Annotated in this window: 13 protein-coding genes; 10 read left to right on the top strand and 3 right to left on the bottom strand. The window is 59.0% G+C overall.

Features of this window, described 5'->3' with window-relative positions; all coding sequences use genetic code 11:
* Nucleotides 1-26 precede the first annotated feature (26 nt).
* Nucleotides 27-956 carry a LysR family transcriptional regulator gene (locus ORL50_RS17405; RefSeq protein WP_266016748.1) on the bottom strand — a complete coding sequence of 310 codons (930 nt, stop codon included), beginning with the start codon at nucleotides 954-956 and terminating at the stop codon, nucleotides 27-29.
* 265 nt (nucleotides 957-1,221) lie between these two features.
* Here ORL50_RS17405 and ORL50_RS17400 point away from each other — a divergent pair, with 265 nt between their 5' ends.
* From ORL50_RS17400 to pgm, 4 genes are all read left to right on the top strand, one after another.
* Nucleotides 1,222-2,244 carry a zinc-dependent alcohol dehydrogenase family protein gene (locus ORL50_RS17400; protein ID WP_266016746.1) on the top strand — a complete coding sequence of 341 codons (1,023 nt, stop codon included), beginning with the start codon at nucleotides 1,222-1,224 and terminating at the stop codon, nucleotides 2,242-2,244.
* Between the two features lie 562 nt (nucleotides 2,245-2,806).
* Nucleotides 2,807-4,261, top strand: coding sequence for a hypothetical protein (locus ORL50_RS17395; RefSeq protein WP_266016745.1), 1,455 nt, complete (start codon nucleotides 2,807-2,809; stop codon nucleotides 4,259-4,261).
* The gene (locus ORL50_RS17390) at nucleotides 4,258-5,658 is read left to right on the top strand and encodes an aminotransferase-like domain-containing protein (RefSeq protein ID WP_266016744.1); all 1,401 of its coding nucleotides are present in this window, start codon (nucleotides 4,258-4,260) and stop codon (nucleotides 5,656-5,658) included. Before ORL50_RS17395 ends, ORL50_RS17390 begins: the two co-directional genes overlap by 4 nt.
* Before the next feature lie 100 nt (nucleotides 5,659-5,758).
* A complete protein-coding gene (gene pgm / locus ORL50_RS17385) occupies nucleotides 5,759-7,405 on the top strand; it encodes a phosphoglucomutase (alpha-D-glucose-1,6-bisphosphate-dependent) (protein WP_266016743.1) in 1,647 nt (548 codons plus the stop codon).
* A gap of 74 nt (nucleotides 7,406-7,479) precedes the next feature.
* Here pgm and ORL50_RS17380 read toward each other — a convergent pair whose 3' ends face one another.
* Nucleotides 7,480-8,175 carry a pirin family protein gene (locus tag ORL50_RS17380; protein ID WP_266016741.1) on the bottom strand — a complete coding sequence of 232 codons (696 nt, stop codon included), beginning with the start codon at nucleotides 8,173-8,175 and terminating at the stop codon, nucleotides 7,480-7,482.
* Between the two features lie 239 nt (nucleotides 8,176-8,414).
* Between ORL50_RS17380 and ORL50_RS17375 the strand changes: the two genes are divergently transcribed.
* Nucleotides 8,415-10,889, top strand: coding sequence for a UvrD-helicase domain-containing protein (locus ORL50_RS17375; protein ID WP_266016739.1), 2,475 nt, complete (start codon nucleotides 8,415-8,417; stop codon nucleotides 10,887-10,889).
* Nucleotides 10,890-10,941: 52 nt separating this feature from the next.
* Here the strand turns inward: ORL50_RS17375 and ORL50_RS17370 are convergent, their stop codons facing one another.
* Entirely contained in the window at nucleotides 10,942-11,214 is a 273-nt protein-coding gene (locus ORL50_RS17370) for a DUF1652 domain-containing protein (protein WP_045058376.1), read from the bottom strand.
* A gap of 263 nt (nucleotides 11,215-11,477) precedes the next feature.
* Between ORL50_RS17370 and ORL50_RS17365 the strand changes: the two genes are divergently transcribed.
* From ORL50_RS17365 to ORL50_RS17345, 5 genes are all read left to right on the top strand, one after another.
* Nucleotides 11,478-12,293, top strand: a complete 816-nt coding sequence (locus ORL50_RS17365; protein ID WP_266016734.1) for a helix-turn-helix transcriptional regulator — start codon at nucleotides 11,478-11,480, stop codon at nucleotides 12,291-12,293.
* Nucleotides 12,294-12,342: 49 nt separating this feature from the next.
* Nucleotides 12,343-13,749 carry an NAD(P)/FAD-dependent oxidoreductase gene (locus ORL50_RS17360; RefSeq protein WP_266016732.1) on the top strand — a complete coding sequence of 469 codons (1,407 nt, stop codon included), beginning with the start codon at nucleotides 12,343-12,345 and terminating at the stop codon, nucleotides 13,747-13,749.
* A 26-nt stretch (nucleotides 13,750-13,775) separates the two neighbouring features.
* Complete coding sequence (locus ORL50_RS17355; RefSeq protein WP_266016730.1) at nucleotides 13,776-14,117, top strand: cupin domain-containing protein; 342 nt, start codon at nucleotides 13,776-13,778, stop codon at nucleotides 14,115-14,117.
* 47 nt (nucleotides 14,118-14,164) lie between these two features.
* The gene (locus ORL50_RS17350; RefSeq protein ID WP_266016728.1) at nucleotides 14,165-15,250 is read left to right on the top strand and encodes a polyamine ABC transporter substrate-binding protein; all 1,086 of its coding nucleotides are present in this window, start codon (nucleotides 14,165-14,167) and stop codon (nucleotides 15,248-15,250) included.
* Between the two features lie 90 nt (nucleotides 15,251-15,340).
* Entirely contained in the window at nucleotides 15,341-15,799 is a 459-nt protein-coding gene (locus ORL50_RS17345; protein WP_266016726.1) for an REP-associated tyrosine transposase, read from the top strand.
* The last annotated feature ends 65 nt before the right edge of the window (nucleotides 15,800-15,864 follow it).

The following is a 15,864-nucleotide window of genomic DNA, read 5'->3' as shown; positions in this document are numbered from 1 at the left end:
CTTAGCCCTCAAAGAGGGCTTAGACCTCAATGCCCCGGCTGCTCAAGGCTATCCGGATCGCCAAAAAACATCTGAATCCGCGAACGCAACCAGCGCTCCCCAGGATCATTATCCTGCGACCCACGCCACGCCATGTGCAGCTCGAAGCTGCGCACCGGTAACGGTGGATCTTCGGCGCGTACGCCGCCGGCAGCCGTCAAGGCTTCGGCCGTGTAGTCGGGTACGGTGGCCACAATGTCGGTGCCGGACAGCAGGGTGCTCAGGCCGTTGAACTGCGGTACCGCGAGCACGACATGGCGCTTGCGCCCGAGCTTTTCCAGCTCTTCGTCGATAAAGCCACTCAGGTCACCCGCGAACGACACCAGCGCATGGGGGCGGGCGCAGAAGTCGTCCAGGCTCAAGGGCCCCGGCACGGTGTCGGCACGCAACAGCTTGGGCAGGCTGCGGCGTAGCACTTTGCGCTTGGCGTTGGCCGGCAGGTCGGCGGTGTAGCTGACACCGATGGAAATCTCGCCGGAGGCCAGCAAGGATGGCATCAGGATGTAGTTGGCGCGACGCACCACCAGCACAATCCCTGGTGATTCCGCACGCAGGCGCTTGAGTAGCATGGGCAGCAGGGCGAACTCGACGTCGTCCGACAGTCCGATGCGGAACACCGCAGTACTGGTGGCCGGGTCGAATTCTGCGGCGCGGCTGACGGCCGTGGAAATGGAATCCAGCGCCGGGGAGAGCAGGGCGAAGATCTCCACGGCCCGGGCGGAAGGCTCCATGCTGCGGCCGGTGCGGACAAACAACGGATCATCGAACAACCCGCGCAGGCGCGAGAGCGCGGCGCTGATCGCCGGCTGGCCAAGGAACAATTTCTCTGCGGCGCGGGTCACACTGCGCTCGTGCATGAGTGTTTCGAATACGATCAACAGGTTCAGGTCGACACGACGCAGGTCATTACGATTCATCTGGAGTCCTGGCAGAGTCAAGGCTTGACGGGGGCGGTCATATGAGAACAATGACCGGCATGAATCTTACGGGGAAAGGCTGGTACTCTGCACCGAATAATTCATTTTTACCGGTGCAGCCGACCCGGGTTTTGCCCAACCGTTGATCCTGTCGATGGTGCGAAATCAATCGCAGGCATGTCGACTATTAATAGCCACTGATAGTCTTGGCTACAAAGCCCATATAGAGTTCGGGGCATTAGAGGTTTCTTTGACGAGGTTTGCGATGTCACGCACGATCCGTTTTCACAAGTTTGGTCCGGCCGAGGTGCTCAAATGCGAAGAGCATGCGGCTGCTTTGCCCGCGCCGGGCGAAGTGCAGGTGCGCGTCGAGGCGATTGGCATCAGCTGGTACGATATTCTCTGGCGCCAGAACCTGGCTTCCTCCCATGCCCGCCTGCCTTCGGGGCTGGGGCATGAAATGTCCGGCGTCGTTACCGCGCTCGGAGAGGGTGTCGACGATCTGGAAGTCGGCGACAAGGTTGCCAGCTTTCCGGCCGAGAGCCCGAATGATTACCCGGTGTATGGCGAGCAGATCGTGCTGCCACGCACCGCTTTGACCCGCTATCCGGACGTGCTCAGCCCGATCGAAGCCAGCGTGCACTACACGCCGTTGCTGATCGCCTATTTTGCTTATGTCGACCTGGCGCGGGTCAAGCCTGGTCAGTTTGCCTTGGTCACTGACGCCAGCCACTGTGCCGGTCCGTCTTTTGTCCAACTCGGCAAAGCCCTGGGCATCCGGGTCATTGCGGCGACGAAGAGTGCCGAAGAGCGGGAAAACCTGCTGTCCCTTGGGGCCGAGAAGGTCATCGTCACCGAGGAACAGGACTTGCTGATGCAGATCAACAAGATCACCGATAACCGTGGCGTTGACGTGGTGTTCGATGGCCTGGGCGGGCCGCAGATGTCGATGCTCGGCGATGTGCTGGCACCCCGCGGCAGCCTGGTGCTGTACGGACTGCAAGGGGGCAACCAGACGCCGTTCCCGGCCTGTGCCGCGTTTCAGAAGAACATCCAGTTCTTCGTCCACTGCATCGGTAACTTCACCGGCAAGCCGGAATTGGGGATCGTCCAGGACCAGGTATCGTTGCAGCGCGCCTTGCGCGATATCAACCAGCTGACGGCAGACCGCGTGCTGTTGCCACTCAAGACTCGGGTGTTCCCGTTTGCCGAGTTCGTCGAAGCACACCGCTACATGGACGAATGTCCATGCCGCGAACGAGTCGCGCTGCAAGTCGAACCCGCCTGACCCTACCTCCCTGAAAGTCCGTGATCCCACGGACTTTTTTCGTTTTTGAACATCAAACTCTATCCTTTCGGCCTGATAATGACCCTGCTCAGCAACTGAGCTGGTTTTTCTTCACCATCTGTATCTTCTAATCAGCCAGTAAGCCTTGATAATTGAATGATTGCTTTCATCTCAAGGAATGAGTCATGACTGAGTGTCTAGTTGATACTTTTCAGTACTGCCCGTTGATATCCGCCGAACAATCATTTCGGCGCATATCCGCTGCCAACACAATATCGGTAATTCTCTTCCTAACTTCTCGTAGTAAGTATCTGTCAGACGTTGTCGGACATTTCCTAGGACGTCTGAGCAACCCACTGCGTACGGGCCTTTCAGCTGATCTAGTCCAACTATCCATGAGTAAGCCGTAGGCGCGCTTTATTTATTTCAAATAAAGTCTCGAACCTTAAAGTGATAGCATTTGATAATCAATCTCCGTCATAGCGGCGGGGTAGGCAAAACGCTGTGCAAAAACTATTTGCGCTGTCCGTGATATCGATTTTCCAGCACCAGGTATATAAATATGACCAGCATCCATGATCAAGCCATGAACCATGTCTACCAACAAATACTGCAACGTTTGCTGGGTTATTACTCTCGCGCAGAACGCACCGCATTACAGCTGTTAATTCAACGCCTGGTAGTTGCCGCAGGTGGCATGGAGCGCCTTGCCGATTACAAAGTGCTGGTGATTCAGACGGGCTCCAGAGACAGTTGTTACACCCTTGCGCTGTTGCGTGCCGCGCAATTGAGTATCGCCGGTCGGGCCCCGACCACCTTTCAGCTGCGTGTCGCCTCGCTGCAGCAGAATGGCGTCAGCGCCACCGTAATGGACAACATCCACAACAGTTGCAGCGCCTTGTTTCTCTACGACGACCCACGGGTCGAAGTGCTGATGGTCGATAATCGCGAGGTGCTGCCATTCACCCAGCCAACGCCGATTTCCGAAGCTGGTCGCGAGATTAACCGCGTGAATATGCTGATGGTTGGCCATCGCCGCGACAGCGATGATGCCCTCGATCTCTGGGACAACGGCTACCTGGCCATGGCTGAATTCTACGCACAGATTGCGCGCTGGGATGGCGGGGTCGACGCCTTGGTCTGCAGTGAAACGCCACGCCAGCAGAAGCACTTCCTGTACGGCCTCAAACGAGCGACGGCCAAGGCCGGCTTCCTGCCGTCACGGTACAACGAAACAGGCTTTGAAGACTTGTTCACGCTGCTCGATGAGCTGGGCGCGGAATACTATCGGGGCTTCGAGCCTGAACTGATGCAGCCACACTGGCGCCCCGCAGAACTGTTTGAAACCTGCCGCCGCGCTTCCTGCATCGATATCCACGACATGCTGGTCAGCAACCTCGAAGAGCGTTGGCCGCTGCTGACCGAGTTCCTGCGGTTCCAGCCCGACGGCCTCATGTCTTATGTCAGCGATAACGAACCGATTGGCCTTGAATTCAACGCGCATGTTCGTGGATTGCAAGCCTGCTTCATGCACGGCGACAGCTACGCCTGCGGGGTCGCCGAGTTCTTCCAGCGAACATTGGTGATGATGCGGCGCAAGAACCTTGCCGATCGCGTGTGCCTGCAGGCTGCGGAAGTGTTTGGCAAAATCTCGTCTGATCCCGAGCAGCGTGCCTTGTTAACCGCTATCACCCAGAAAAACCTCGGCCTGAGCGAAGCCCAACTGGTGTGCCTGCTGTTCGCTCCTTTCGTCAACAAGGGTGCAGGGCTGGAGCGTTTCCTGCGTCAGTGTCACCCCGGCATGCTGATCGGCATGCCGGACTTGCACCGGGCGATGCAAGGCCACGCCGTGCCCGATCAGATCCTGCAATGGATGGTCGACGTCAGTGGCTTGCCGGTCGCCTTGATCGGCAAACTCTATCGCATGGAGCAGGTGGTGGAAGGTGCACAAGACCCCGCCGCGCTCACCTGCGATACGGACACCACCCAAGAGGGTGAACGGTCAACGGGGCGTTGAATGGCGTGCGAGAAACCGGCTTCGCATATCAGGCGGTCTACCGCTACCTGACCCAGCTGATCAACGAGTCGGCCCGGGATGCTCGTGTGCGTCTGCCTTCCTTGCGGCAATTGGCCGACCGTTTGAGCGTATCGATCTCGACCATTCAGTACGCCTACTCGCTGCTGGAAAAGGAGGGGCGGGTGTACTCGGTGGCGAAGTCGGGCTACTACGCAGTACCGGTGTTGTCCATGGACACCCCTGGCCCTGGTCACGACTTGCTTGAGACAGTCTACGTCAACGCCCGCAGCCCATCGATGCTGGTCCTCAGCGCCGACGAGCCGACGCTGTTGCAGCCTCTCGACAGCCCGTTGTTGCTGCTGGAACGAGAGTTGCTGCGCCAGTATCCGCGCCAGCCGCAATCCGCCGCGCAACCGTGTGGCGAACTGGAACTGCGGGCTGCGTTGGCGGCGCGCTATACCACCTCACCACTGCGCTGCTGGCACGCCGATGACGTGTATATCGGCGCGGATCTGCGCGGAGTGCTGGAGATCCTGATCGAGGTCCTGAGCCTGCGACACTCTACCGTAGTGGTGGAATCGCCTTGCGACTGGCCCGTGCTGCGATTGTTGGAGTCGGCCCAGGTAAAGGTGGTTGAGCTGGCGGTACAGGCGGATGGCGAGCTGGATTACGACTCGCTTGAACGAATCCTGCAGTCGAGCCCCGTGCAACTGGTGCTGCTGTCCTCGCGGCTGAACATGCCGCGAGCCAGCATGGCCTCCGAAGACAACCGCCGGGCCATCGCGCGGCTTCTGCAACAGTACGCCTGCTGGGTCCTGGAAAACGACTGTCACGGAGAGCTCGGCTTCGAGCCGGACGGCCTGCGCTTTCGGGACCTGCTGGACCCCGATCGGCTGCTGGTGTATTCGACCTTTGAAAAAATCATCGGCCCTGAAGCACCCTTTGGCTATGTGCTGTCCCGGCACCTGCGCAGCGAACTGCAACGACAATTTCTGTTGCGTTCGTTCCGCCTGTCGCCGATTCGCCAGAAAGCCATTGCACGCTTGTACATCAACGGGCGCATCGACCAGCACCTGCAGGTGTTGCGCCGGCTGCTCAAGGATCGTTCGGTGCACATGAGTCAGCTGCTGCACGAACGCCTGGGCGACGCCCTGAGCTTTGTCGAGCCCCAGGGCGGCGCGACCATCTGGCTGCGCGCAATACGCCCGGTGGATGTGCGGCGGGTATTCCAGCGCCTGCTGCAACGCCAGGTACTGATCGCGCCAGGCGAATTGTTCAGTTTGCATGGGCTGCATGCCCAGCAGATGCGCCTGAGCCACACGTTCGGCGGCGATCATGACCTGGTGGCCGCCATTGGTTTTCTTGGCGATGCCTTACGCCTCGAGGCGTTGGATTGACAGTGTCGTGAAGGCGGGCGGATCGATCTGATCGCGTTGTGGTCAAACTGCCAGTAAACTGCGATCCAATTCCCGAACCAATAGATTCCAGAGGTTTTGCATGACACTCAATCCTTTTGCGGGCAAACCTGCACCGGCAGAACTGTTGGTCGATATCCCGCGACTGGTGACGGCCTATTACACCGGCCAGCCTGACGCCGCCATCGCCACCCAGCGCGTCGCGTTCGGCACCTCCGGGCACCGCGGCAGCTCGTTTGATTTGAGTTTCAACGAATGGCATGTCCTGGCCATCAGCCAGGCCATCTGCCTGTATCGCCAGGCCCAGGGCATCGACGGCCCGCTGTTTGTCGGCATCGATACCCACGCATTGTCGACGCCTGCTGGCGCCAGCGCCCTTGAAGTGCTCGCAGCCAATGGCGTCACTGTGATGATCGCCGAGGGCGACGAATACACCCCGACCCCAGCCATTTCCCATGCCATCCTTTGCTACAACCGTGGCCGGACCTCGGGCCTGGCGGACGGCATCGTCATCACGCCGTCGCACAATCCGCCACAAAGCGGGGGCTACAAGTACAACCCCACCAATGGCGGGCCGGCCGACACCCACATCACCAAGTGGATTGAAGCCAAGGCCAACGAACTGCTGGGCAACAAGCTTGCCGGCGTCAAACGTATCAGTTACGAGCAGGCGCTGAAGGCTGAGACCACCCATCGTCACGACTACCTCAATACCTATGTCGCCGACTTGATCAACGTGATCGATTTCGATGCCATCCGCGCGGCCAAACTGCGCCTTGGCGTGGATCCGCTGGGCGGAGCAGGGGTGCGCTACTGGTCGGCGATTGCCGAGCACTACCAGCTCGATCTCGAAGTGGTGAGCAAACAGGTCGATCCGACGTTCCGCTTCATGACAGTCGACTGGGATGGCCAGATTCGCATGGACCCATCGTCCAGCCATGCCATGCAAGGCCTGATCGGACTCAAGGAACGCTTTGACGTCGCCTTCGCCTGCGACCCGGACCATGATCGCCATGGCATCGTGACGCCGTCGGGCGGCTTGCTGGCACCCAACAGCTACCTCGCCGTGTCGATCGATTATCTGTTCCAGAACCGCCCACTGTGGCGCGCCGATGCTGCCGTGGGCAAGACCGTAGTCAGCAGTGGTCTGATCGATCGAGTCGCCAAGCGCCTGGGTCGTCGCCTGTACGAAGTGCCCGTCGGCTTCAAATGGTTTGCCGATGGCCTGTTCGACGGCTCCCTGGGCTTTGGCGGCGAAGAGAGTGCCGGCGCCTCGTTCCTGCGTAAGGACGGCGGAGTCTGGAGCACCGACAAGGACGGCCTGATTCCAGCACTGCTGGCAGCAGAAATGACCGCTCGTACCGGGCGCGATCCAAGCCAGGCCTATCGTGCCCTGACCGACGAGCTGGGCGAACCGTTCTCGGTGCGGGTCGATGCCAAGGCCAACCCTGAACAGAAAGCCCTGCTGAGCAAGTTGTCGCCTGATCAGGTGACATCGACCCAGCTGGCTGGGGAAGCGATCCAGAGCATCCTCAGCCATGCTCCGGGTAACGACCAGGCTATCGGCGGATTAAAAGTGATGACCGAAAACGGCTGGTTTGCGGCACGTCCGTCCGGCACTGAAGACATCTACAAGATCTACGCCGAGAGCTTCGTCAGCGACGAGCACTTGAAGCTTCTGGTTGCAGAGGCGCAGACGCTGGTGGACGGCGCCATCTCCTCGAAATAATCAACAGCAGCCACGCAGCAAAAAAGGGCGACCGTTATGCGGTCGCCCTTTTTTTTGCGCTACGGGTTTGTGGGTCAAGCCAGGTCCACCAACACCACCTCGCTGTCTTCAAGTGCGGTAACGCGCAGCACCCGCTCATCCGCGATAGCCACTCCGTCTCGAGCTTGTGCCTGCAAGCCATTGACTTCAATACGACCTGTGGCTGGAACCAGGTAGGCCCGACGGCCGCTGTCCAGTGGGTATTCTGCGGTTTCCCCGGCCTTGAGGTTCGCCGCGACCAGACGCGCATCGGCACGAATGCGCAGGCTCTGGTCATCTCCGGCCTTGCCGCTGGCCAAGGTCACAAACCCTTCACGTTGACCTTTTGGAAATGGCTTGGCCCCCCAGGAAGGCGCCGATCCGGATTCGTTGGGGATGATCCAGATCTGGAAAATCCGCGTCTCGGTTGCCTCCAGGTTGTACTCGCTGTGGGCAATGCCGGTGCCGGCGCTCATGACCTGAACATCACCGGCCTCGGTGCGACCCTTGTTGCCGAGGTTGTCTTCGTGAGTAATCGCGCCTTCGCGGACATAGGTGATGATCTCCATGTCGCGGTGCGGATGTTTCGGAAAACCGGTGCCGGCGGCGATCACGTCATCGTTCCATACCCGCAGATTGCCCCAGTTCATGCGCTTGGGATCGTGGTACTCGGCAAACGAAAAATGGTGATGCGCATCCAGCCAGCCGTGATGGGCACCGCCCAGGGAGTTGAAGGGTCTGAGTTCGAGCATGTTCGTCTCCTGCCAATAAGTGATTTATGGCAAGCATCATCTATCAGCCAAACATCGATAAAAAGCGTAAAAAATGCCTCAATACAATCGAATTAATAGATGCTTAAAAGTCTGAAATTCTTGTCATTCAAGCTTCAGTTCATCGCCTAAGTCAATGACCGACAAGCATTTCGCTAGAACTCACGGCCAAATAAAGACACCATAGCGCCCAACAGTTTTACAGCTTGGAGTCCATCCGCGTGCCGCAACATTCTCCCGACCTTCCGCCTGAACTTCGTCCGTTGGCCGAGATGCCATTGCTTAAACGCCTGGCTGCACGGTTCTTTGGCCACGGCCTGACGCGCCTGCGGGCCCAGCACCGGGCGTCGTGGTTACACGGGCAGGCGGACGGATTTCGCAGCGGGCATAGCGCCGGGGTGGATTACGGATATAAGGAAGGCAAGCTTGAAGGCCTTGAGGAGGGGCGCCAGGTTTTGTTGATCCGCGACTCACGCAGCACTGAGCATCGCCCACCTAACGTTGACGACTATCTGTTTGACGACTGGCGCCTGCCGTTGACGGCCGAACTGAAAAAACGCATGAAAGCCGATGTCGCCCGGTTACTGCCAGCCCACGCCCAGCCCAGCGCTGCGCAGTGGAAGATGATCTTCAGCGACACGCCTTCGACTTCGGTGATCGCCGGCGCTGGAGCGGGCAAATCGACGACCCTGGTCCTGCGCATACTGCTGCTGACTCATTATCTCGGCTTTGAACTTGACTCGATGACCGTGGTGACATTCACCCGGGAGTCGCGCAAGGACTTCATCAACAAGCTGATCGAAATGTTCGCGCTTTGGGGGCGGGCGCTGAGCTTCAAGGAGGCGCGAGACCTGGTGCGCACCTTCCATTCGCGGATCCTGCCCCTGGTGCGCAGCCTGCCAGGTTTCGAACGCCTGCAGGCCTTCGAGAACCTGAGCCTGCGTGCCCCCGGCCAAGACGATGATGTCGACAGCAATCCATTCGATTTGCGGATCAATGACGCCCAGCGCCAGCAGCTCAACGCCTGCTATCACAGCCTGCACACGCGCGATGCGCGCTTTCGCGATCTGATAACGCCGTTGTCCCGGCACGCCTTGCAGCTCAAGGAGCTGGAGCGCGATCACCCGGACGTGCAAAAGCGCGTGGCGGTGACCCAGTTGGCAGCCAATCGCGATGAAGAGCTGTGCGATACCATTGAAGACCTGTGGTTTCGCGCGGGTGCATGGCCGATCAAGGGCATCGAACCCAAGCGCCAGACATTCGACATCAATGGCTCGACCTTCCATTGCCACGGCTACATCCCGTCGCTGGACGCCTGGGTAGTGCTGGGTTTTGATCCGCAGGAAAACCCTCAGGTGAGCCGCCCGGGGTCCAAGTTGTCGGTGCGTGCGGAGTGGGCGGTCAAGCGCACACTGTTTCAAGCTTTCTGCCGTAAACCATTGATTTGGCTTGATAGTTATCAAGCTTCAAAGCGAGTGCTGGCCTCGCTTGCCGGAGATGCCAGCGCCGGGCCGGGCTTCGATTACAAGGTCAAGGGAGAGCTGGCGTCTGCACCGCTACTGGACTGTTTTGTAGCGGCTGCCGGCTTTATCGAGAACCTCGGCCTTGATGTTCCAAGCGCCGTGGGGCAGATGAGCTTTGCCAAGGACGATCCCGACCGGTTTTTCTTCGAGGCCTTGAGCCTGTATTGGAGAGCCCTGGAAGACCATCTGCTGGACCAGAAACCGCCCATCATGACTTACAACCGCATGTTCGCGTTGTTCAGCGAACATTCGCCGGAAAACCTCAAGCTGCTGAGCAACGAGCTGCTGCGCCCGCTGGCGCATTTGATGATTGACGAGTTTCAGGACGTGTCCCCGCAGATCGTCTCGTGGATTCGCGCCAGCCTGGCGGAAATCCGCAGTCGAGGGCCGGCGATGCATATCGGTCGAGGCGCGCAACGCTCATCGCTGTTGTGTGTAGGCGATGACTGGCAGTCGATTTACGGCTGGCGGGGCAGTTCGCCCAGCTATTTCATGGAATTCAACAAGGAGTTTGTGTCGCCGAGCACGACCAAGGTCATGCTCAGTGACAACTACCGCAGCCATCAACACATCATCGATGCTGCCGAACACATCGTGCGTGCCGCGCCGGCCATTGCCGGCAAGAAAGCCAAGGCCAATGGAGAACCGAAGGCCTTGCTGCCGGTGAATGTGCTGGATCGCGATGATCAAGGCATGGCCAGCCGGTTGATCGAACACTACCGCCAAGGCCATTCAATCTTAATGTTGTATCGAAAAAGTAGCGATAAGCTATTGATAGAACAGCATATTCAGTCAGTAGTTAATGTAGATTCTAGCTTACCATACGAGGCGCGTCGGTTGAAGCAACTGACCTACCACAGTGCCAAGGGATTGCAGGCGGATGCGGTATTCCTGCTCGGCGACTGCCAGCACCTGACCAGTTCGCCCTACAAGAATCAGGTGTATCGCATGGCGGGGTTAGGCAAAGCGGGCGACAACGAAGCTTACGACAACGCGCAAAAAGACGAGATCCTGCGCCTGGCTTACGTCGGCATTACCCGCGCCGTGAGCCACTGTTATTGGTATGTGGATGCCCAGGACACCCAGGCGGCGAACCTGCCCAAGGCTTCTGATCGGGTCGACAAGGGCAAGGCGTTCTTCGTTGATCACCGGGTGGGCAAAACATCTGCTTGAAACAGCCGCCAAAAAAAGCCCACACAGTGGGCTTTTTCAACGTAATTGGGATTTAGGCATAACTTCTAAACGAAACCGGCGGAACAAAGGCTTCCAGCTCGTCTTCAACCGCTTCAATGATGCGCTCGACGTCCGCAGCATTCATCACCGTTGCGCACGGAATACCGGCAATGGCGATCATGGTCTCGCCACTGACTCGATCGAACAGACGGGCAATCATGCTGCCCGGCGCGTCCATGCTCGCCTCGAAGCCCATGGGATGAAAATGCCAGCGCATCAGCTGGCAGGCGTTGGGGAATGTGACCTTGCTAAACCCTTTGTTCATGTATTGCCCGCCTTCTTCATCGAGCGCTTCCGTTAGCTCATGTTAGGAGGGAAGAGCCTTCATTGGCTCAACCGGTGACTGCCATTAAAAGTAGCATCCGGATGTGAAAATCTCGTGGTTTTCTCAAACCGTTTGGCGATTGCCTGCTGTTTTTTTGATGCAGATCACGCTTGGGCTAATTAGTCTGCGGCGCTGCGGTCGTCCCTGGCCATTGAAGCGCAGGCGGAAGTTGGGCAAGCTCGATTTTTTTCATTGAGTCGTTTATGCCCACCGACGATGACGGACCGCAGCAGACCCTCGCGACCAGCGAGACGGTCATGCGCTACCACCTGCGCTGGAAACACCGCGACCTTGACGGAGTGATGGCGCTGTATCACCCGCAGGTGCAGTACAGCGACTTTTTTCAGAACCGGGTGATGGGGCTCGGCGAATTGCGCGAGTACGTACGCAGCAGCATGCCCCGCGACCCCGACGAGGCCCTGGAACACACCGACCGAATCCGCCTCGACGGCAACACCGCGTTCATTCAGTACCGCATCACCCTGCGCGGCGGGGATGGCCTGGTGTCGTTCCGCGCCAGCGAGGCGATCACCGTGCGCGACGGCTTGATCTGGCGGGTCAACGAGTACGCCTCGCTGGTGCACGAGCAGGCCGGCAGCAAATCCCGGGGCAGCAACCGTCCAGCCGTCAGTCGTCTTGGCCTGTCCCCACGGCAGTTGAGCTTCATGGCCGACGACCTGCAGCAGTATTTCCAGCGCCAGCAACCCTACCTGGACCCCGAGCTCGACCTGCAGCGGGTGGCTGACGAATGCGGGTACAGCCGCAACCAGATTTCGTACCTGTTGAATCAGGTGCTTGGCCAGAGCTTTTACCGATACGTCAATCAGGCACGCCTGCAACACTTGCTGGCGGCGCTGGATGCCGCCACGCCACCGTTGCGCGTCGATGAGCTGGCCTTTGCCGCCGGGTTCAATTCGCTATCGGCGTTCTACAGCTGTTTCCGCCGGCACACCGGGCAATCGCCGAAGGCCTACGCCAAACAAATTTCTTTGCGTGCACGCGCGCAAGACAACCCCTGAGAGCACGCACTAGGATCACGTCATTGAAGTTTCAGTGGCGGAGTCCAGCATGCCAGCATGGCGCAAGATCAGTTTATGGATGGATCAGCTCGATGAGCCTTTGACCGCGCGAGCGGCGCTGGAGCACGACCTGGATGTCGACGTGGCCATTATTGGCGCCGGTTATACCGGGCTCTGGACCGCGTACTACCTCAAGCGTCTGGCGCCCGGCTTGAACATCGCCATCGTCGAGGCACAGACCGCAGGGTTTGGCGCATCGGGCCGCAATGGTGGCTGGTTGATGGGTAATCTGCTGGGTGAAGACCGTCTGCTGGCCAATCTGTCGCCCGCAGAACGCCGCGCCTCTTTCGATCTGCTGCATGCCATTCCAGACGAAGTGGAAATCATCCTTGAGCGCGAGGGTATCGACTGCGATTACCGCAAAGGTGGCGCCCTGTATTGCGCGGCGCGTTATCCCGAGCAGGAGACCAGCCTGCGGCGCTACCTGGATAACCTTTACCAGCAAGGCCTGACTGAAAAGGACTACCGCTGGCTCAGCCCCGAACAGCTGGCGCAACAGATTCGACTGGCCAGGCCCTATGGCGGCATCTACGCCCCGCATGTCGCCACCCTTCATCCGGCCAAACTGGTGCGCGGCCTGGCTCGGACTGTCGAGCGCATGGGCGTCAGGATCTACGAAAACAGCCCAGTCACCCATTGGCAGTCCGGCTCGTTGCGCACGGACAAGGCCCAGGTGCGCAGCCGCTGGATCGTACCGGCCGTAGAAGGCTACTCCGTCACTTTGCCGCCACTGGGGCGTTACCAACTGCCCGTGCAAAGCCTGATAGTGGCCACCGAACCGTTGTCCGCCGCAACCTGGGATGAAATCGGCCTGAGTCGCGGCCAGGCATTCAGCGAAAGCAGCCGTCAGGTCACTTATGGCCAGCGCACGGCCGACAATCGCCTGGTGTTTGGCGCACGGGGCGGCTACCAGTTCGCCGGCAAGCTGCGCCACGACTTCAACCTGACCTCCAGTGAAATCGAGTTGCGCCGCTATCTGTTTGGCGAGCTCTTTCCCCAGCTCAAGCACGTACAGATTACCCACGGCTGGGGCGGCAACCTGGGCATGTCCCGACGCTTCCAGCCGCACATGCTGTGCGATCACACCAGCGGTATCGCATTGGCCGGTGGTTACGGCGGGGAGGGCGTGGGTGCCAGCAACCTGGCTGGTCGCACCTTGGCCGACCTGATCCTGGAGCGCGACACCGAGCTGGTGCGCCAGCCGTGGGTCATGCCCCAGGCCGGTCTGGCCGCGCTACGCGCCTGGGAACCGGAACCCTGCCGCTGGCTGGGCTATAACGCAATCATCCGCAGCTTCGTCCACGAGGACCAGACCCTGGCCAACCCGACCACTGCGCCCTGGCGGCGCAAACTGGCAAGTGGCGTGGCGGGCCTGATGGAAAGTTTCATGCACTAAACAGCGTTTAAACAATAGGTACTCCCATGAGCATTACCCAATTCAAGAACACCGCAACCCTGGTACTGGAAGAGTCGAACCCGGTGGCCGTGCCGCTCGGAACGCCAGTGGCGGTAGCTTCAACCACCAGCGTCGAGCGCGACGACGGGGTAGAAACCGGCGTCTGGGAATGCACGCCGGGGCGCTGGCGCCGGCAGATCGTGGCCCAGGAATTCTGTCACTTCATCCAGGGTCGCTGCACATTCACCCCAGACGACGGCGAAACCCTGCACATAGAAGCTGGTGATGCACTGATGTTGCCAGCCAACAGCCTCGGCATCTGGGATATCCAGGAAACCGTGCGCAAGACTTACGTCCTTATTTTCTGATCCCTTGATTGCCTGCCAAAAACAACAACCCAAACAGGAATCGACTCATGCTGCGAAAGACCCTGACCCTGGCCCCCCTTGCACTGCTCGCGAGCCTCACCCAGGCGGCCGAGACCGTGAAGATCTATAACTGGTCGGACTACATTGCTCCCGACACCACGAAGAACTTCCAGAAAGAAACCGGCATCGGCTTCACCTATGACGTGTATGACAGCAACGAAACCCTCGATGGCAAGTTGATGACCGGCAAATCCGGCTACGACGTGGTGTTCCCCTCCAACCACTTCATGGCCCGGCAGATCCAGGGCGGGGCGCTGAAGAAACTCGACAAGAGCCAGCTACCCAACTGGAAGAACCTCAACCCGGTGCTGCTCAAGGCTTTGCAGACCAACGATCCAGGCAATGAGCATGGGTTCCCTTACTTGTGGGGCAGCACCGGTATTGGCTACAACGTTGCCAAGGTCAAGGAAGTGCTGGGCGATAACGCGCCGGTGGATTCGTGGGACCTGATCTTCAAGCCCGAGAACATGGAAAAACTGCAGAAATGCGGCGTGGCGATCCTCGACAACGGCCCTGAATTGTTGCCGGCCGCCCTCAACTATCTGGGCCTGCCACACCACAGTAAAAACCCCGAAGATTACAAGAAGGCCGAAGCACTGCTGATCAAGGTCCGGCCTTACGTCAGCTACTTTCATTCATCTAAATACACCAGCGACCTGGCCAACGGCGACATTTGCGTGGCGGTCGGTTTCTCCGGCGACATCCTGCAGGCAGAAAATCGCGCCAAGGAAGCCAATAATGGCATCCAGATCGGTTATGCGATTCCCAAGGAAGGCGCGGCGATCTGGTTCGACATGGTCGCCATGCCCGTCGACGCCCCCGATGAAAAAGCCGGTTATGCCTTCATGAACTATCTGCTGCGCCCGGACGTCATGGCCAGCGTCACCAACCATGTGCACTATGCCAATGGCAACGAGCAGGCGGACAGCCTGATCGATCCGGCCATCAAGAACGACACCAAGGTTTATCCGAGCCCGGAGATGATGGGCAAGTTGTTTGCACTGGAAGCCATGCCGTTGAACATTGACCGAATTCGTACGCGGGTATGGAACAAGATTCGCACCGGCAGTTGAGCAGTCATATCTTGTGGTTGTATGCTCCTGAATATCAAGGTGGAGGTGGGATAGATTTCGCTCCTCTTTCACTTCGACGAGGGCAATGGAATGCCTTATTGCATGAATGCAGGGCTTCTGCGCATTGGCCGTGTTTCAGAAGAGGGGCGCGTTTACCTGCTGACGACTGTCGTTGATAAGCGGCAGTCGTTTTTTGCTGATTGGCGAGTGGGGCGTCTGGTAGTTACGCAGTTGCGTGAGGCGCATGAGGACAAGTGCGCTGATTTTCTGTGTTGGGTGGTGATGCCGGACCATCTGCATTGCCTGGTGCAACTTCGCAACAAGACACTTGCCGAGCTGATGTGCCGAATCAAATCGCGCAGCAGCCAGGCGGTCAATGAAGCGCTGGGAAGGCAGGGGCGTTTGTGGCAGAAGGGCTACCATGATCGTGCGGTTCGGCGAGAGGAGGATATCAAGGCGCTGGCGAGATACGTGGTAGCGAATCCAATTCGAGCAAACCTGGTGAAACGCGTTCATGATTATCCACTGTGGGATGCCTGCTGGCTGTAAGTCGAACGCTTGACCCACACACCACAATCCCCCGTAGCAGCTGGCGCAGCCTGCGTTGGGTCGCG

Origin of the sequence: Pseudomonas sp. RIT-562 (assembly GCF_026241895.1) — a bacterium.
GTDB classification, from domain to species: domain Bacteria; phylum Pseudomonadota; class Gammaproteobacteria; order Pseudomonadales; family Pseudomonadaceae; genus Aquipseudomonas; species Aquipseudomonas mandelii_F.
This window is presented reverse-complemented; position numbering and strand designations above follow the sequence as displayed.